Origin of the sequence: Pseudomonas fluorescens, from assembly GCF_041354075.1 — a bacterium.
In the GTDB taxonomy this organism is placed as follows: domain Bacteria; phylum Pseudomonadota; class Gammaproteobacteria; order Pseudomonadales; family Pseudomonadaceae; genus Aquipseudomonas; species Aquipseudomonas fluorescens_CE.
Map to the genome: position 1 here is coordinate 81,419 of NZ_JARZGC010000017.1, position 17,471 is coordinate 98,889.

The 17,471-nt window shown below is 63.1% G+C and carries 13 protein-coding genes; 11 read left to right on the plus strand and 2 right to left on the minus strand.

Annotated elements, in window-relative coordinates; translation table 11 throughout:
• Positions 1-2: 2 nt before the first annotated feature.
• The 11 genes from QIW53_RS20015 to QIW53_RS20065 all read left to right on the plus strand — a co-directional run bounded on the left by QIW53_RS20015 (position 3) and on the right by QIW53_RS20065 (position 11,711).
• Complete coding sequence (locus QIW53_RS20015; protein ID WP_371051361.1) at positions 3-341, plus strand: DUF2934 domain-containing protein; 339 nt, start codon at positions 3-5, stop codon at positions 339-341.
• Positions 342-369: 28 nt separating this feature from the next.
• Positions 370-561, plus strand: a complete 192-nt coding sequence (locus tag QIW53_RS20020) for a hypothetical protein (RefSeq protein ID WP_371051362.1) — start codon at positions 370-372, stop codon at positions 559-561.
• 25 nt (positions 562-586) lie between these two features.
• Entirely contained in the window at positions 587-2,746 is a 2,160-nt protein-coding gene (glgX, locus tag QIW53_RS20025) for a glycogen debranching protein GlgX (protein ID WP_371051363.1), read from the plus strand.
• A gap of 1 nt (position 2,747) precedes the next feature.
• Positions 2,748-3,737: an acyl-CoA dehydrogenase gene (locus tag QIW53_RS20030; RefSeq protein ID WP_371051364.1), complete on the plus strand. Its 990-nt coding sequence runs from the start codon at positions 2,748-2,750 to the stop codon at positions 3,735-3,737.
• On the plus strand, positions 3,734-4,492 hold the full coding sequence (locus QIW53_RS20035; protein ID WP_371051365.1) for a PIG-L deacetylase family protein: 759 nt from the start codon (positions 3,734-3,736) through the stop codon (positions 4,490-4,492). Before QIW53_RS20030 ends, QIW53_RS20035 begins: the two co-directional genes overlap by 4 nt.
• A complete protein-coding gene (locus QIW53_RS20040) occupies positions 4,489-5,088 on the plus strand; it encodes an SAM-dependent methyltransferase (RefSeq protein WP_371051366.1) in 600 nt (199 codons plus the stop codon). Before QIW53_RS20035 ends, QIW53_RS20040 begins: the two co-directional genes overlap by 4 nt.
• Positions 5,085-5,744 (plus strand): glycosyltransferase, encoded by a 660-nt coding sequence (locus QIW53_RS20045; RefSeq protein WP_371051367.1) that lies wholly within the window; start codon positions 5,085-5,087, stop codon positions 5,742-5,744. Before QIW53_RS20040 ends, QIW53_RS20045 begins: the two co-directional genes overlap by 4 nt.
• 122 nt (positions 5,745-5,866) lie before the next feature.
• Positions 5,867-6,625 (plus strand): PIG-L deacetylase family protein, encoded by a 759-nt coding sequence (locus QIW53_RS20050; RefSeq protein ID WP_371051368.1) that lies wholly within the window; start codon positions 5,867-5,869, stop codon positions 6,623-6,625.
• A 75-nt stretch (positions 6,626-6,700) separates the two neighbouring features.
• The gene (locus QIW53_RS20055) at positions 6,701-7,501 is read left to right on the plus strand and encodes an endonuclease/exonuclease/phosphatase family protein (RefSeq protein ID WP_371051369.1); all 801 of its coding nucleotides are present in this window, start codon (positions 6,701-6,703) and stop codon (positions 7,499-7,501) included.
• A gap of 257 nt (positions 7,502-7,758) precedes the next feature.
• The gene (locus QIW53_RS20060) at positions 7,759-10,320 is read left to right on the plus strand and encodes an autotransporter family protein (protein ID WP_371051370.1); all 2,562 of its coding nucleotides are present in this window, start codon (positions 7,759-7,761) and stop codon (positions 10,318-10,320) included.
• A gap of 323 nt (positions 10,321-10,643) precedes the next feature.
• Positions 10,644-11,711: an autotransporter domain-containing protein gene (locus QIW53_RS20065; protein WP_371051371.1), complete on the plus strand. Its 1,068-nt coding sequence runs from the start codon at positions 10,644-10,646 to the stop codon at positions 11,709-11,711.
• Between the two features lie 126 nt (positions 11,712-11,837).
• Here the strand turns inward: QIW53_RS20065 and glgB are convergent, their stop codons facing one another.
• Positions 11,838-14,069 carry a 1,4-alpha-glucan branching protein GlgB gene (gene glgB, locus QIW53_RS20070; RefSeq protein ID WP_371051372.1) on the minus strand — a complete coding sequence of 744 codons (2,232 nt, stop codon included), beginning with the start codon at positions 14,067-14,069 and terminating at the stop codon, positions 11,838-11,840.
• Between the two features lie 2 nt (positions 14,070-14,071).
• On the minus strand, positions 14,072-17,413 hold the full coding sequence (gene treS, locus QIW53_RS20075) for a maltose alpha-D-glucosyltransferase (protein ID WP_371051373.1): 3,342 nt from the start codon (positions 17,411-17,413) through the stop codon (positions 14,072-14,074).
• Positions 17,414-17,471 lie beyond the last annotated feature (58 nt).

Genomic DNA, 17,471 nt, shown 5'->3' on the forward strand with positions numbered 1-17,471 from the left:
CGATGAGTACTGACGATAAACGCATTCGCGAGTTTGCCTACCAGATCTGGGAGTCGGAAGGGAAACCCGAAGGCCATGAAGCCCGGCACTGGGAAATGGCACGCAAACTGGCCGAAGCTGAAGCCCTGGCTCCGAAAAAATCGCCCAAGGCTGCCGGCAGCAAGACGCCCGCCGCCAAGCCTGCCGCCAGCAAAGCAGCCAACGGCAAGTCGGGTGAGCCCAAAGCCAAGGCCACAGCGGCGGCCAAGGCCAAACCGGGTGCTGCGGCCAAGGTGGTCCCACCTGGCGAAAAACCGGCCGACAAGAAACCTCGCGCTGCGCGTAAACCGCCCGCGATCTGACGTTTACCGACATCGTCCCGAAGCAAACGTGGCGAGCCTGCTCGCCACCGTGGGCACGCTCGTCCTGATAAAACCGATTTTCCAAACCTGGCCGGCTGTTGTAGGAGCGAGCATGCTCGCGATGGACGTCAACGATAACGCGGGAAGCCTGATGACCCGCAGCGTTTTCAAGACCATCGCGAGCATGCTCGCTCCTACAGAAGAAGGGTCGGGTACTTGATTGATATGCCCTTGCAGGAGCCTCTATGAGCAGTGCAAAAAAATCCGCGCCAGAACCGCTCGCCGAGCCTTCGAGAATCCGCGAAGGCCTGCCCTTCCCGCTGGGCGCCACTTGGGATGGCCTGGGGGTCAACTTCGCGTTGTTCTCCGCCAACGCCACCAAGGTTGAACTGTGCATTTTCGATGACACGGGCAAAGTCGAGCTTGAGCGCATCGAGTTGCCGGAATACACCGACGAGATCTACCACGGCTACCTGCCCGACGCCCATCCGGGGCTGATTTACGGCTACCGAGTGTATGGCCCCTACGACCCGGCCAACGGCCATCGTTTCAACCACAACAAACTGTTGATCGACCCCTACGCCAAACAACTGGTCGGTGAGCTGAAATGGTCCGAAGCGCTGTTCGGCTACACCATCGGCCATCCGGACGCCGACCTCAGCTTCGACGAACGCGACAGCGCGCCGTTCGTGCCCAAATGCAAGGTCATCGACCCGGCGCACACCTGGGGCCACGATCACCGCGTCAGTGTGCCGTGGGACAAGACGATCATTTACGAAACCCACGTGCGCGGCATCAGCATGCGTCACCCGGCGGTGCCGGAAAATCTGCGCGGCACCTTCGCCGGGTTGATGGTCGATGACGTGCTGGAACACATCCGCAAGCTGGGCGTGTCGTCCGTCGAGTTGCTGCCGATCCACGCCTTCGTCAACGACCAGCACCTGCTGCACAAGGGCATGACCAACTACTGGGGCTACAACAGCATCGCGTTCTTCGCCCCTGACCCGCGTTACCTGGCCAGCGGCAAGATCGCCGAGTTCAAGGAAATGGTCGCGCACCTGCACGAAGCCAACCTCGAAGTGATCCTCGACGTGGTCTACAACCACACAGCCGAAGGCAACGAGCAAGGGCCGACCCTGTCCATGCGCGGCATCGACAATGCCTCGTACTACCGCCTGATGCCCGACGACAAGCGCTTCTACATCAACGATTCCGGGACCGGCAACACCCTCGACCTGAGCCACCCCTGCGTGCTGCAAATGGTCACCGACTCTCTGCGTTACTGGGCCACGGAAATGCACGTCGATGGTTTCCGCTTCGACCTAGCGACCATCCTCGGGCGTTACCATGACGGCTTCGACGAGCGCCACAGCTTCCTGGTCGCCTGCCGTCAGGACCCCGTGCTGCGCCAGGTGAAAATGATCGCCGAACCTTGGGATTGCGGCCCCGGCGGCTATCAGGTCGGTGGTTTCCCTCCCGGCTGGGTCGAGTGGAACGACAAGTTCCGCGACACCGTTCGCGCCTTCTGGAAAGGCGATGAGGGCCAGTTGGCCGATTTTGCCAGCCGCATGACCGCCTCTGGCGAAATGTTCAACCAGCGCGGCCGCCGTCCGTACTCGTCGGTGAACTTCATCACCGCTCACGACGGCTTTACCCTCAACGACCTGGTGTCGTACAACGACAAGCACAACGAAGCCAACGACGAGAACAACCAGGACGGCAGCAACAACAACCTGTCGTGGAACCACGGCGTCGAAGGGCCGACCGACGACCCCGAGATCAACGAACTGCGCTTCCGTCAGATGCGCAACTTCTTCGCCACCTTGCTGCTGTCCCAGGGCACGCCGATGCTGGTGGCGGGCGACGAGTTTGCCCGCACTCAGGACGGCAACAACAACGCCTATTGCCAGGACAGTGAGATCGGCTGGGTCAACTGGGACCTGAGCGAAGACGGCAAGGGTCTGCTCAAGTTTGTCAAACGCCTGATCAAGTTGCGCCTGGCCTATCCGATCCTGCGTCGTGGGCGCTTCCTGGTCGGCAGCTACAACGAGGACATCGGCGTCAAGGATGTCACCTGGCTGGCGCCCAATGGCGAGGAGATGAGCATCGAGCAATGGCAGGACGCCCATGGCAAATGCCTCGGCATGCTGCTTGACGGGCGCGCCCAGGAAACCGGAATCCGCCGCAAGGGCGCTGATGCGACGCTGCTGCTGGTGGTCAACGCCCACCACGACGTCGTCAACTTCGTCTTGCCGCAGGTACCGGACGGTGGTTTCTGGACCTGCATGGTCGACACCAATCAACCCTCGATCCGTGGCCAGGAACGCTTCGAGTTCGGCCACGAGTATTCGGTGACCGGACGCTCACTGCTGCTGTTCGAATTGCAGCATGAGGAAGAGGAGTAAAATGGAGCTGCAGCGGTTTCTTCAGCAGCAGGTGCCGGACTATCCGGACACGGCGGCATTAGGCCGGGGCTTGCGGCAGTTGGTCGAGGCAGGTCTCGACCAGTTGCCGCTGCCAGGCAGCGGACGCACATTGGATCGCTTCCAGAGCCTGGCGGCCGTCGGCGGGCATGATCTGGGATTGTGCAAGCTGTACGAAGGCCATACCGACGCACTGGCGATCATGGCGCAACTGGGCGCAACGCCCGCAGCCGCCAGCACCTGGGGCATGTGGGCAGCGGAGCCCCCGGACGCCAGGCTGCGGATCGCCGGCCAGGGCGATCGGGTGACCTTGCACGGGCGCAAGACCTGGTGCTCCGCCGCGGCGGTCCTGAGCCATGCACTGCTGACTGCGTGGGACGAACAGGATCGCCAGCAACTGGTTGCCGTCGCACTCGATCAACCGGGGGTCACGCTCAGCGATCAAGGCTGGCAGGCGGTGGGCATGGCGGCCACCGGCAGCATCGACGTGCTGTTTGACGGCGCCGAAGGCTTGGCCGTCGGCAACCCCGGCGACTACCTGCAACGTCCCGGATTCTGGCAAGGCGGCGTCGGTATCGCCGCGTGCTGGTACGGCGCGGCGCAGAGCCTCGCCGAACGCTTGCGCCGGCACTGCTCGCAACGTGAAGAGCCGCATGCCCTCGCCCACCTGGGTGCGGTCGACAGTGCCCTGCACGGGGCTGCGACGGTGTTGCGTTGCAGTGCCATTGCCATCGACGCCGCTCCGCTGAACGATGCCGAACGCCTGGCGCGGCGGGTTCGCGCCGTGGTCGAGGACGCTGCGGAGCAGGCCCTGCGCCATGTGGGCCACGCCCTTGGCGCCGGTCCCTATTGCAAGGACCCGCAATTCGCTCGCCTGAGCGCCGACCTGCCGGTATTCCTCCGCCAGAGCCACGCCGAACGCGACCTCGCGGCCCTGGGCCTGCATATTCTTCCGGACACCTGGGCGCTATGAAAACCAATCCCATCGTCGGCCAGGGCACCCCCTTGCACCTGTGGCAGACCTCTCGCCATCTGGCGCAGGTGCCGGTGATCGACATCCTCGATCTGGTGCCGGCGAGCTCCCGCGCGGTGATCGTGGCGCCGCACCCGGACGACGAAGTGCTCGGCTGCGGTGGCTTGCTGCAACTGCTCGCCGCCGCCGACCGGGCGCTGCAACTGATTTCGGTCACCGATGGCAGCGCCAGTCACCCCGGCTCGCGGCGCTGGCCGGTGACGCGCCTGGGCGTGGTCCGCCCACAGGAGTCGGCCGAAGCGCTGCGCCGCCTCGGCTTGCCTGTGCATCAGCTGAAATGGCTGCGTGGCGGTTTCACCGACAGTCAGGTGGCCGCGCGAGAACCCGAGCTGGTTGACTTCATCGAACGCCACCTGCGCCCTGGGGACGTGGTCTTCACCACCTGGCGTGAGGACGGGCACTGCGATCACGAAGCGGTCGGGCGCGCCACGTTCGCCGCCGCGCGACGGGTTGGCGCCACCGTGCACGAGCTGCCAGTGTGGACCTGGCACTGGGCAACGCCCGAAGACCGCCTGGTGCCCTGGCAGCGAGCGCGCAAGATCCTTCTGGCGCCGGCGCTGGTGGCACGCAAACGTCATGCGATTCACGCTTTTGCCAGTCAGTTGGAGGGCGATCCGCAGATCGGCTTGCCCCCGGTGTTGGCGCCCTACGTCATCGATCGCCTGCTGCAACCGTTCGAGGTGGTGTTTCTATGAGTGTCGAGGATCGCTATTTCGACGGGTTGTTCGCTGGCAGCGACGACCCCTGGGCGTTTCGCCAGCGCTGGTACGAACAGCGCAAGCGCGCGATCACCCTCGCCGCCCTGCCTCGTGCGCACTACCGCTCGGTGTTCGAGCCGGGCTGCGCCAACGGTGAATTGAGTGCCGAACTGGCCAGCCGCTGCGATCGCCTGCTCTGTTGCGACACGGCTACCGCCGCCGTGACCTTGGCCCGTACGCGCCTGAGCCTGTTCGAGCATGCTGAAGTGCGCCACAGTCGCTTGCCCGGCGATTGGCCAAACGAACAGTTCGACCTGATCGTGCTCAGCGAAATCGGTTACTACCTGGATGCCGAAGACCTCGAGCGCTTGATCCAGCTCGCCAGCCAATCGCTGACCGCCGATGGACAGTTACTGGCGTGCCACTGGCGCCCGCCGATCGAGGGTTGTCCGCTGAACGCCCGGCAAGTGCACGACCTGCTGCACGAGCACCTGGGCCTGGCGCGTCTGGCTCTGCATCAGGAAGCCGATTTCATCCTCGAACTCTGGAGTCGCGAACCCCGCTCCGTGGCGGCGCTGGAGGGTTTGCGATGATTGGCATCCTGATCCCCGCGCACAACGAGGAAGCCTTGCTTGACGACTGCCTGCAAGCCGCCCTGCGCGCCGCGCAACACGAGTCGCTGGGCGGTGAGGCAGTCGAAGTGCTGGTGGTGCTCGACAGTTGCACCGATCGCTCTTCGGCCATTGCCGCCCGGTATCCGGTGCATCGCCTGGAAATCGAGGCGCGCAATGTCGGCCAGGCCCGCGCAGCAGGGGCGCGTATGCTGCTGGAACGCGGGGTTCGCTGGATTTCCTGCTCTGACGCCGACAGTCGGGTGGCCCATGACTGGCTGGTGGCGCAACTGGCGCTCGAGGTAGACGCGGTATGCGGCACGGTGACCGTCGAAGCGTGGGACGAGTCGTTTGGCGAACCGGCGCAGATTCGCTACCACCAGCATTATCAGCAGCGCGACGGCCACCGGCATATACACGGGGCCAACCTGGGCATCAGCGCCGAGGCCTACCGGCGCGCCGGCGGCTTCGAGCCCCTGGCGTGCGATGAAGACGTGCAACTGGTGCGTCAGTTGGAGCGTTGCGGCGCGACCATCGCCTGGAGCCAGCGGCCCCAGGTACTCACCAGCGCACGCCTGGACAGCCGGGCCCGGGGTGGCTTTGGCGACTACCTCTGCAGCCTGGCGCAGCGCGGATAAAACACTGACTGGAACGAACAAGCACGCGACGAATAGCGTGACTTGAGCAATACTCTTGCACGCTGCAATCCAGGGTATGGAGCGCGGCACATTGCTATCAACCAGAACAAGGACGTAGCCTGATGAAACCTGTATCCCTCATCGACAGTAGCCTGTCAGCGCAAATCTGGAACTCTGCACCTCAACTGGACAATGTTCCGGTCATCAACACCCAGACACTGGTCCCGCCCGGCGCCCGCGCCGTGGTGATCGCCCCGCATCCCGGCGACGAAGTGGTGACCTGCGGCGGCCTGCTGCAACTGCTTAGCGGCCTGGGCCATCCGCTACAACTGATCTCGATCACCGATGGCAGTGCCAGTCATCCGGGCTCGCAGCAATGGTCGGAAAAACGTCTGAGTGTGTTTCGCCCCCAGGAAAGCGTGGAGGCCTTGCGCCGCCTCGGACTGCCCATGCATAGCCTGAAATGGATTCGTGGCGGGTTCACGGATAACGCACTGGCCGAACGCGAACCTCAGTTGAGCGAGTTCATCGCCCGCTACCTGCGCCCCGGCGACGTGGTGTTCAGCACCTGGCGCGAGGACGGCAACTTCGACCATGACGCGGTCGGCCGGGCCAGTGCCAACGCCGCAGCCCTGACAGGCGCCGCCTTCAACGAAGTGCCGGTATGGGCCTGGCACTGGCCAACGCGCGACAGCAGCCTTTTCCCCTGGCACCGCGCACGCAAGTTGCGCCTCGACACCTGGACCGTGGCGCGCAAAAGCCACGCCACCCACGCCTACGCCAGCCAGCTCGACGGCGAGCCCGCCGTCGGCCTGCCGCCGTTACTGCCGCCGGTGCTGCTGGAGCGCATGCGCCTGCCCTATGAGATCGTCTTCGTCTGAGTGCCCACGTCGGACTGAACTGCCCGCTGCTGCATCAGTCGCATACATAGGCAACCCGGATTCAGAGGAGTGAATGTGACCAGTGATTCCAAGCGGCAGGCCATTGAATCGGTGCCTGTGAGCACACCCCCGGTGGTTCACCGGCTCAGAGTCCTGACGGTCAACACCCACAAGGGTTTCACCGCGTTCAACCGGCGTTTCATCCTCCCGGAACTGCGTGAGGCGGTACGCAGCACCTCAGCGGATCTGGTGTTCCTGCAGGAGGTCGTCGGTGAGCACGAGCGGCATTCTTCACGCCTCAACAACTGGCCGCAGATGTCACAATACGAATTTCTGGCGGACAGCATGTGGAGCGATTTCGCCTACGGGCGCAATGCGGTCTACCCCGCCGGCCACCATGGCAATGCCCTGCTGTCCAAATATCCGATCCGCGAATACCGCAACCTCGATGTGTCGATCACCGGTCCCGAACGGCGCGGGTTGCTGCATTGCATCCTGGATGTGCCGGGCCATCGCGAGGTTCACGCCATTTGCGTACACCTCAGCCTGCTGGAAAGCCATCGCCAGTTGCAACTGCAACTGCTCTGCCAGTTGCTCGAATCCCTGCCCGATAAGGCCCCGGTGATCATCGCCGGCGACTTCAACGACTGGCAGTTGCAGGGCAACGCCGCGCTGGCGCGTCGCGACTACCTGCACGAGGCCTTCGAGCGTCACCATGGCCGCCCGGCCAAGACCTATCCGGCGCGTTTTCCCTTGTTGCGCCTGGACCGGATCTATCTGCGCAATGCCAGCAGTCACGACCCGCAAATCCTCGGCAACAAGCCTTGGACGCACCTTTCCGATCACCTGCCGCTGGCGGTGGAAGTGCATTTGTGACACGGCTGCAAAGCTTGGCTCGTCGCGAATAAATGCCCCGACCTGTTACTTATGACAGTAGCCGGCCAGCAAGTCTGTTGTTAGGGTGCAGTTGTCTGTGTCCATCGATGATACGGACGGGAACGTAGCGCAAGTTTTGCCAGGGTTTTCAGCAGGGAGCTGTATTTGTCGTCAATTCGCGCTGCCATGGGCGCTTGAGCCACTGCCACTCCAACGGCGTGCAGAGCTCGGGCGCAAATCAATGCGGAGAGACGAACATGACCTTTTTGACCCTGCGGCCAATGGGCCGATATGGCGCCTGCGCCTTCTCCTTGCTGCTCGGCGCAAGCGGCTCGCAAGCCACCTGGGCAGCCTGTGCATTGACGCCCACTGCCGGCAACGACAACTTCACGTGCGACAGCGGCACCAGTGGTCCGCTGACCGACAACCTGGGCAACAACAGCCTGACCTTCCCCGCCAACGGCACCGGCTCGATCAACGGTAACGTGACCTTCGGTGCGGGTGCGGACACCGTGATCATGAATTCCGGCGTCATCAACGGATCGTTGAATGTCGCCGACGGCACCAACACCGTCAACATCGCCGGTGGGACAATCACCACGGCGGTCAATCAGGGCAGTGGCATCGACAGCTTCACCATGAGCGCCGGGACCATCGGCTCGCTGGCCCAGGGCGACAGCCGAGATACCTTCCTGATGACCGGTGGCACCATCACCGGCGCCTTCGAGGACGGCGACGTGGCCAAAATGACCGGAGGCTCCATCGGCCGGGTCGACATGAAACTCGACAACAACATTTTCGACCTGTCGGGCGGCACCATTCTCGGCAACCTGGTGACCGGGTTCGGCCAGGACACCATCATCGTTTCCGGCGGGCTGATTGGCGGCAACGTCAGCGTCAGCGGTGGCAACGACAACATCACCGTCACAGGTGGCGAGATCGTCGGCGAAGTGCGCGCCAGTATCGGCGACGACACGCTGCTGTGGGACGGTGGCGGGATCATCCGCTCGGCGGTGCTGATGGACCTGGGCAACGATCGCGTGACCCTGCGCAATCTGACCGACAGCACCCTGGCCCTCAACCCGAACTTGGATGGCGGTGCCGGCAACGACCGATTGACCTTCGACCAGACCACCGCCTCGGGCGCCACCCGTTACAACAACTGGGAAACGGTCAGCCTGAGCAACGCTTCGCGCTTCGACCTGCTCAGTGACACCTTTCGCCTGGGCGACAGCAACATTGGCACCGGCGTGTTCAACGTTGACGGCAGCAGCCTGCTGACGTCCGTCCAGGGCAGCATTGCTCCCCTCACCCCCGGCCTGCTGGCCACACTGAACAACAGCGGCGTGATCGACCTCACCCAAGGCAACACGCGCACCAACGACACCCTGACGGTCCAGGGCAACTACGCCGGCAATGGCGGCCAGTTATTGCTCCAAAGTGCGGTGGCTGACGACGCTTCTCCCAGCGACAAACTGGTGGTCAACAACGGCACATTGACCGGCACCACGCTGATTGCCGTCAGCAACGTGGGCGGCGCCGGTGCCCTGACCCTGCAGGACGGCATCCAGTTGGTGCAGGCGCAAGGCACGGCGGTCAGTGAGAGCGGCGCATTCGCGCTGGCCGCCCCGGTGTCAGCCGGTGCCTACGACTACAACCTGTTCAAGGGCGGCGTCACCGCCGGCAGCGAAAACAGCTGGTACCTTCGCTCCTCGGTGGTCGCCCCGCCGTTGGTGGAAGTGGCCAACGCCGACCCGACGCTGCCACCCACCCTCGAGCCGCTGGTGCCGATACCGGTGGTGGCCGCTGTTGCCGGGGTCGTGCCCGTATTGCCTGCGGCTCAACCCGGCGCCGCGCCGATCCCCATCTTCAGGCCGGAAGTCCCGGTGTGGTCGGTGATGCCACCGGCCGCCGCACAATTGGCCCTGAACGCCCTCTCCACCTTCCACGATCGCCAGGGCGATCAAGGTCTGCTCACGCAAACCGGCGCCCTGAGCGCGGGCTGGGGCCGGGTCTACGGCAAAAACTTCGACCAGACCTGGGCCGGCACCGTCACGCCCCGTGTCGATGGCTCGCTCTACGGTTTCCAGGTCGGCACCGATCTGTTCGGCTCGACACTGGCCGGCGGCCAGACCCAGCGCAGCGGTGTGTTCGTCGGCCACTCGCGCTTGCGCGGTGATGTCGACGGCTTCAATGGCGGCTTCGAAGGCAAAAAGGCCGGCAAGGTGGACCTCGAAGGCGACAGCCTGGGGGTCTATTGGACCCTGACCGACAACGCGGGCGCCTACCTCGACACCGTGGCGATGTACACCCGACTCGACGGCGACAGTCATTCCGATCGCGGCCTGAAGATCGACAATGAAGGCCACGTCGCGACCCTGTCGGCCGAAGTCGGTTACCCACTTGCCGTCAGCGACAAGTGGGTGATCGAACCCCAGGCGCAAGCGATCTATCAGAAAATCAGCCTCGACAGCCAGGATGACGGCGTGTCGCGTGTTTCATTCGACTCCGACAGCGCCTGGACCGGACGCGTCGGCGCACGGCTCAAGGGCAGTTACCAGGTCAGCGGCCGCTCGGTCGAACCTTACCTGCGTGCCAACCTGTGGCACACCTTTTCGGGGACCGACACCCTGACCTTCGCCGGCACGGACGAGATCACCACCGAACAGAAAACATCATCTCTGGACCTGGGTCTCGGCGTGATCCTGAATCTATCATCGGCGGTCAGCGTGTACGCCAGCACCGATTACACCAGCAATATTGACAGCAATCAGCTGCGCGGGACCCAGGCGAACATGGGAGTCAGAGTGAGTTGGTGAGCCGGTAGCCTGCTATGCAAACCCCTCTAGCCTGCGGCTGACGGGACGTTTTTTTGAACAAACAAGAACTTAGAGTCTCGATCAAAAACATGGAGTTGCAATCGCTAAAATTCACATACCATTTATCGGCCATTTTCTTGACGCAGGGTCGCAGGTCTTCTTAGCTTCACGTACTACCCCCGAAGTACCTGAGGGGGCACCCCACCAGACACCCGTTAAAACGGGCGGCCAGCGGCTTGCCCCCATTCCATTCGGTCGCCCCTCATTCGGGGTAGGAGAGACGCCACAGCGAGATCCAGCATGCGATTGCAAGGTAGACCTCCATGAAAACTTCTTTCACCCAACAAGAGATCAAAGTCACTTTCTGCACGGTGTCGAGTTCACTCCTGCTGTGTTCATCCATGGAAGTGCAGTCATCACCTGCCGAGGAACAGACAGCCCCCTGGTATGACCAGCAGGTCCCTGTACTCACATTGCCCGCACTTGCGGCCAGCTACCCCGGGCGCTTCAGCGCCGCGTCGGATATGCGAAGTACACGCCTGACCACCCAGGACGCCGCGCCCTCAGCCTGGGATCAACTCTATGGGCAGGCCGCGCGCCAGGCGCAGACCGATTATGAATCCCCAGCGGGTGCGCTTGGCTACGCGAACCCGAACAAAGGCCCGGCGATCCTGACCCTGCAAAGCGGCAGCGGTCATGTTCAGCAAGTCGGCCTGATCGGTGGCACAAGTCACATCCAGGGCAACGCAGACGGCCCACTGATTCATCGCGCGCTGGCCGATCCTCATACCGACACCTTGAACCTGCAAGGCCAGAGCCTCGGCGCCTACTGGAGCCTGACCGGTCCTCAGGGCTGGCACGTCGACCTGAGCGCCAGCGGCGGCCGCGTCAACGGCTTCAGTCGCAATCAGCAAGGTGCCCGCCAAGCCACCGAAGGCAGCGCCGTCACGCTCTCGGTGGAAGGTGGTTTCCCGATCGGCCTGAGCGATAACTGGGTGGTTGAGCCGCAGGCACAGTTGATCAATCAGCGCATCACCCTGGACACCCCTTACGCGGGCTCCGGCAATGCATCATCCAGCGACCTCACCTCGTGGAGCGGCCGGGTCGGCGCCCGACTGAAAGGCAGCTACGACATCAATGGCCTGGGGTTCGAACCCTATGTGCGGACCAACCTGTGGCACACCGTCTACACCGGCAACACCGTGACCCTCGACCAGGTCGACAAGATCAGCAGCAGTCGCAAATCCTCGACGGTCGAAGTGGGGTTGGGATTGGTGGCACGGATGACCCCGGCTGTCAGCCTGTACGTCAGCGCCGACTACAGCAGCGACGTCGACGACAACGACCTGAACGGGCTGATCGGCAGTCTGGGTGTGCGGATGCGATGGTGAGGGACTGACCCAAGCCGATGCGGCGTTTGTCAGCACGCCATCGCGAGCGGGCTCGCTCCCACAAGGGTCACAGCGGACCTGTGGGAGCGAGCCTGCTCGCGATGAGTTCAACGCGGTATCAAGACGTCAGCCTTCCGGCCTCAGTATCAACACCGCCAACGGCGGCAAATTCAGCACCAGCGACTCCGCCTGCCCATGGCTGGGCTCCGGTTGCGTCATCACTGCCCCGCCATTGCCATAATTGGAACCGGCGTACTTCTCCGAATCACTGTTGACGACTTCGTTCCAGCGCCCGCCAAAGGGTACGCCAATGCGATATTCCGTCCGGGGCACGGGCGTGAAGTTGGCCACCACCAGCAGCGGTCGCCCGTCCTTGCTCCAGCGCAGGAAGGCGTAGACGCTGTTGATCGCGTCATCGCCGATCAGCCACTGGAAGCCTTGCGGGGCGTCGTCCTGATCGTGCAGCGCCGGTTCTTCGCGATACAGCTGGTTGAGGTCGCCGACCAGTTTCTGCACCCCTTTGTGTTCCGAATACTGCAGCAGGTACCAATCCAGTTGCTGGTCGTGGTTCCACTCGCGCCACTGACCGAACTCGCAGCCCATGAACAGCAGCTTCTTGCCAGGATGCGCCCACATGAAACTCAGGTAGGCCCGCAGGTTGGCGAATTTCTGCCAGCGGTCGCCGGGCATCTTGTCGATCAGCGAGTGTTTGCCGTGCACCACTTCGTCGTGGGAGATCGGCAGTATGAAGCGCTCGGACCAGGCGTACACCAGGCCAAAGCTCAGTTCGTTATGGTGATGGGCGCGGTAGACCGGGTCTTGCTGGATGTAATGCAGCGAGTCGTGCATCCATCCCATGTTCCATTTGTAGTCAAACCCGAGGCCGCCCTGCTGGGTGTTCTGGCTGACACCGGGCCACGCCGTTGACTCTTCGGCAATCACCAGCGCGCCGGGAGCTTCGAGATTGACCACGTCGTTGAGGTGACGCAGGAAGTCGATGGCTTCCAGGTTTTCCCGCCCGCCGTGACGGTTCGGCACCCACTCGCCGGCCTTGCGCGAGTAATCGCGATACAGCATCGACGCCACGGCATCGACGCGCAGGCCATCGACGTGGAAATGCTTGAGCCAGTGCAGCGCCGAAGCCAGCATGTAGCCGTGCACCTCGGTCCGGCCAAGGTTGTAGATCAGCGTGTCCCAATCCTGATGAAAGCCTTCCTGCGGGTTGCCGTACTCATAGAGCGCGGTGCCATCGAATTGCGCCAGGCCGTGGGTGTCGGTGGGGAAATGCGCCGGCACCCAGTCGAGGATCACGCCGATGTCCGCCAGGTGGCACGCATTGACGAACGCGGCGAAATCTTGCGGTGAACCGTATCGGGCGCTTGGGGCGAATTGCGACAGCAGTTGATAGCCCCACGAACCGCCGAACGGGTGCTCCATGATCGGCATCAGCTCGATGTGGGTGAAACCCAGCTCCTTCACATACGGAATCAGACGTTCGCCCAGCTCGTGCCAGGTGTACTGGCGGGCCACTTCGCCCAGGTCGTCCAGTTCGCACTGCCAGGAGCCGGCGTGCAATTCGTAGATCGACAGCGGCGCGCTCGGTTTCGAGCGCTCGAGCCGGTCCTGCATCCATTGCTGATCCTGCCAGTCGATGTTCAGCGGCGCGGCAACTTTCGAGGCAGTGTCCGGCGGCAGCGTGGTGGCCAGCGCCATGGGATCGGCCTTCAGCGGCAAAATGCCATGAGCGCCGAGAATCTCGTACTTGTAGGCCTCCCCGGGCCCGAGGCGCGGGATGAACAGCTCCCAGACCCCGGTCGGATGGCGAAGGCGCATCGGGTGGCGGCGTCCATCCCAGTTGTTGAAGTCACCGACCACCGACACCCGCTTGGCATTCGGTGCCCACACGGCGAACCGCACGCCATCGACACCCTCGACGTTTTTCAACTGCGCGCCCAGGCAACTGCTCAAGTCGCGGTGATTGCCTTCGGCAAACAGGTACAGGTCCATCTCGCCCAGCAGCGGACCGAAGCTGTAGGGGTCTTCCGCAACCTGCTCGCCACCGGCCCAGCGCGTGCGCAAAAGGTAGGGCTGCGCGTGATCGAAATGCCCGACGAACAGCCCGGGTGTCTCGGTGGCCTGCAGCGCACCGAGTTCTTCACCCGAGTCCTTGCTCAGCACCTGAACGCTCAAGGCGTCCGGCAGATAGGCGCGAATGTACTGCCCGCCGGCGTCGTCGCCGTGGGGGCCGAGAATGGCAAATGGGTCGTGGTGTTCGGCGCGTACCAGCGCCTCAATATCCCGCGATCTGGGCAGTAACGCCTCTTTGCGGTGACCCTGTTCCTTGTTCGAGAAACTCATGACTACTCTCCACCAAGATCGGAAAAGGGTTCAAGCCCACTCAATAATCCATATAAACCGTGCAACGGCACGGGCAGCCAGGTGGGCCGGTTTTCGGCCTCGTATGCCACCTCGTATGCCGCCTTTTCCAGACCGAACAACGCCAGCGCGGCGTTCTCGCCTTCCGGATCTTGCCATGCATGACCAAGACTAGCTGCCGCCAGCCGATAAGCGTCGATAAATGCCTGTTTCGCTTCAACCAGGTAGCGCTGCGTCACTCGCTGCCGTGCAACCTGGGCTTCGTCGGTGTTGTCGACGTTGTGCACGTTGATCGCCATCGCCGCCGCATAGTCGAAGGAACGCAGGACACCGCTCACATCCTTGTACGGACTGTGCTTGCCGCGTCGCTCGGCCAACGGCCGCGCCGGTTCGCCTTCGAAGTCGATCAGGTAGGCATCACCCTTGATCACCAGCACTTGCCCCAGGTGCAGGTCGCCGTGCACACGGATGCGCAAACCACCCGCCGCCTTCCTGCCCAGGTCCTGGACATGGGCGAGAACGGTCTTCCTGTTGTCCAGCAGATGACTGACAAGCGTTTGGTCCGCAGGGTTCAGTTCATCTTGATGCTGCTTGAGCAACTTGAGCGCGTGCTCCACTTGCGCCGCCACATCCTTGGCCGATGCCACGGCCTCTTTTTGCGTGGTGGTCTGTGGCGCGAAATCCGCGTTATCGGTGGACGCGGCCAGCACCTGGTGCATTTCGCCCAACCGCTGGCCGAGCATGCCGGCAAAGTCCCGAAGTTCGCCGAGCGCGTTGTAATGCTGCTCCTGCTCGGACATGGCACCGGCGAGCTCGTCGCGCAACGCCCTTTCCAGATTGTTCTGCGTCCACTCCCAGGCGTCGCCCTGATTGCTCAAGTAGCCCTGGGCGATCATCAGCAGGTTGTCCTCGCCCTGCGCATCGCGACGTACCACCGAACCCAGCAGCGGAGAGATGTTGGCGAAGCCGGCCTGGGTCAGGTAGGCGCTCATCTCAAGCTCAGGGTGCACACCCGAGGCGACCTTGCGGATCAGCTTGAGCACCAGACTGTTGCCGATCACCACGGAACTGTTCGATTGCTCGGCGGACAGGTAGCGCACCTCGGATTCATCCGTCAGCCCCAGCCTGGCCAACTCGGGCGTCGGCTCGAACCGGATTTCGCCGCCGTCGGAGGTCAGCACGCTGTGGTTCTGCATGCCTTGCAGGACCTTGCGAATGAAGTCTTCCAGGGCGAACGCATCGGTGATCAGGCCGACTTGAGGGCCGCGCCGCACGCGAGACAGCGCCAATTGCTGGGGCAAGGCCGGGCCGACCTGGTCATCGGCGATGAAACCGAACGGCAACTGGTAGCGGCTGGTCTGGCCGCCACTGGTGACTTCGATTTCACTCAAGAGCACCGGGTGCTGTGCATCACCGAAACGCACCCCATAGGCCAGATGGATACGCTCGATGGCCGCGTCCTTGCCGGCAAACCAGCGTCGGTTCTGTAACCAGTCGGGCAGGATGGCCTGTTCGAGGGTGTCGCGCGACGGTGCTTCGAGCAACTCTTCCATGCGTTTTTTCAGCACCAGGGTGGTGAAATCCGGCAGGCTCTGGGCCGGTTCTACGTGCCAGGCGGGCATTTGATTCTCCACAGCGAGTCCGAACCAATAGAAGCCATAGGGCGCCAGGGTCAGGAGGAAGTTGAGTTGGCCGATCGGCGGGAACGCATTACCGCCGAGCATCTCTACCGGCACCATGCCGACATAGGCCGAGAGGTCCAGCTCCGCTGCCTGGGCGCTGCGGGATACGTTGGCCACGCACAGAATGATTTCGTGCCGGCCATCGTCCCCGGTGAATTCACGGGTGTAGGCCAGGATCCGCCGGTTGCTCGGCGACAGCATCTTCAGCGTGCCGCGCCCGAAGGCCTTGGACTGTTTGCGCACGGCAAGCATGCGCCGGGTCCAGTTCAACAGCGAATGCGGATCGCCCGCCTGGGTTTCGACATTCACCGACAGGTACCCGTACTGCGGGTCCATGATCGGCGGCAGTACCAGGCTCGCCGGGTCGGCACGGGAGAAGCCGCCGTTACGGTCGATGGACCATTGCATCGGTGTGCGCACGCCATCGCGGTCGCCCAGGTAGATGTTGTCGCCCATGCCGATCTCGTCGCCGTAATACAGGGTCGGCGTACCCGGCATCGACAGCAGCAGGCTGTTGAGCAGTTCGATGCGGCGCCGGTCGCGCTCCATCAACGGCGCGAGGCGACGACGAATGCCCAGGTTGATCCGCGCGCGGCGGTCCGCCGCGTAGTAGTTCCACAGGTAGTCGCGCTCCTTGTCGGTCACCATCTCCAGGGTCAGTTCATCGTGGTTGCGCAGGAAGATCGCCCACTGACAGTTGGCCGGGATTTCCGGGGTCTGGCGCAGAATATCGGTAATCGGGAAACGGTCTTCCTGGGCCAGCGCCATGTACATGCGCGGCATCAGCGGGAAGTGAAACGCCATGTGGCATTCGTCGCCATTGGCGCCGGACTTGTCCGTGTCGCCGAAATACAGTTGGGTGTCTTCCGGCCACTGGTTGGCCTCGGCGAGCAGCATGCGGTCGGGATAATTGGCATCGATCTCGGCGCGGATCTGCTTGAGGACGTCGTGGGTCTCGGGCAGGTTTTCGTTGTTGGTGCCATCACGCTCGATGAGATAAGGAATCGCGTCCAGCCGCAGGCCATCGATGCCCATGTCCAGCCAGTAGCGCATCACCGCCAGCACGGCCTTCATCACCTGCGGGTTGTCGAAATTCAGGTCCGGCTGGTGCGAGTAGAAACGGTGCCAGAAGTACTGGCCGGCCACCGGGTCCCAGGTCCAGTTGGATTTCTCGGTATCGAGAAAAATGATCCGCGTGCCATCGTACTTGCCATCGTCGTCGGACCACACGTAGAAATCCCGCGCCGCCGAGCCCGGCTTGGCCTTGCGTGCGCGCTGGAACCACGGATGCTGGTCGGACGTGTGGTTGATGACCAGCTCGGTAATGACCCGCAGGCCCCGTTTGTGCGCCTCGGCAATGAACCGCCGGGCATCGGCCAGGGTGCCGTAATCAGGGTGCACGCCTCGGTATTCGGCAATGTCGTAGCCGTCGTCGCGGCGCGGTGAAGGGTAGAAAGGCAGCAGCCAGATGGTGTTGACGCCGAGGTCGGCGATGTAATCGAGCTTGTCGATCAGGCCGGGAAAATCGCCGATGCCGTCGTTGTTGGAGTCGAAAAACGATTTGACGTGGACCTGATAGATCACCGCGTCCTTGTACCAGAGCGGGTCCTTGATGAAGGTGGCTGCCTTGGGTTTCTTCGCCATGTGGAACTCCTGATGAATTCGAGAAAACCGCTTGCGTCCCTTTAGGAGCGGGCTTGCC

Excerpts from the sequence above, each read along its gene's own strand:
- QIW53_RS20015 (WP_371051361.1), top strand. The coding sequence starts at position 3 with ATGAGTACTGACGATAAACGCATTCGCGAGTTTGCCTACCAGATCTGG.
- treS (WP_371051373.1), bottom strand. The coding sequence starts at position 17,413 with ATGGCGAAGAAACCCAAGGCAGCCACCTTCATCAAGGACCCGCTCTGG.
- QIW53_RS20035 (WP_371051365.1), top strand. The coding sequence starts at position 3,734 with ATGAAAACCAATCCCATCGTCGGCCAGGGCACCCCCTTGCACCTGTGG.
- glgB (WP_371051372.1), bottom strand. The coding sequence starts at position 14,069 with ATGAGTTTCTCGAACAAGGAACAGGGTCACCGCAAAGAGGCGTTACTG.
- QIW53_RS20060 (WP_371051370.1), top strand. The coding sequence starts at position 7,759 with ATGACCTTTTTGACCCTGCGGCCAATGGGCCGATATGGCGCCTGCGCC.
- glgX (WP_371051363.1), top strand. The coding sequence starts at position 587 with ATGAGCAGTGCAAAAAAATCCGCGCCAGAACCGCTCGCCGAGCCTTCG.
- QIW53_RS20030 (WP_371051364.1), top strand. The coding sequence starts at position 2,748 with ATGGAGCTGCAGCGGTTTCTTCAGCAGCAGGTGCCGGACTATCCGGAC.
- QIW53_RS20040 (WP_371051366.1), top strand. The coding sequence starts at position 4,489 with ATGAGTGTCGAGGATCGCTATTTCGACGGGTTGTTCGCTGGCAGCGAC.
- QIW53_RS20065 (WP_371051371.1), top strand. The coding sequence starts at position 10,644 with ATGAAAACTTCTTTCACCCAACAAGAGATCAAAGTCACTTTCTGCACG.
- QIW53_RS20045 (WP_371051367.1), top strand. The coding sequence starts at position 5,085 with ATGATTGGCATCCTGATCCCCGCGCACAACGAGGAAGCCTTGCTTGAC.
- QIW53_RS20050 (WP_371051368.1), top strand. The coding sequence starts at position 5,867 with ATGAAACCTGTATCCCTCATCGACAGTAGCCTGTCAGCGCAAATCTGG.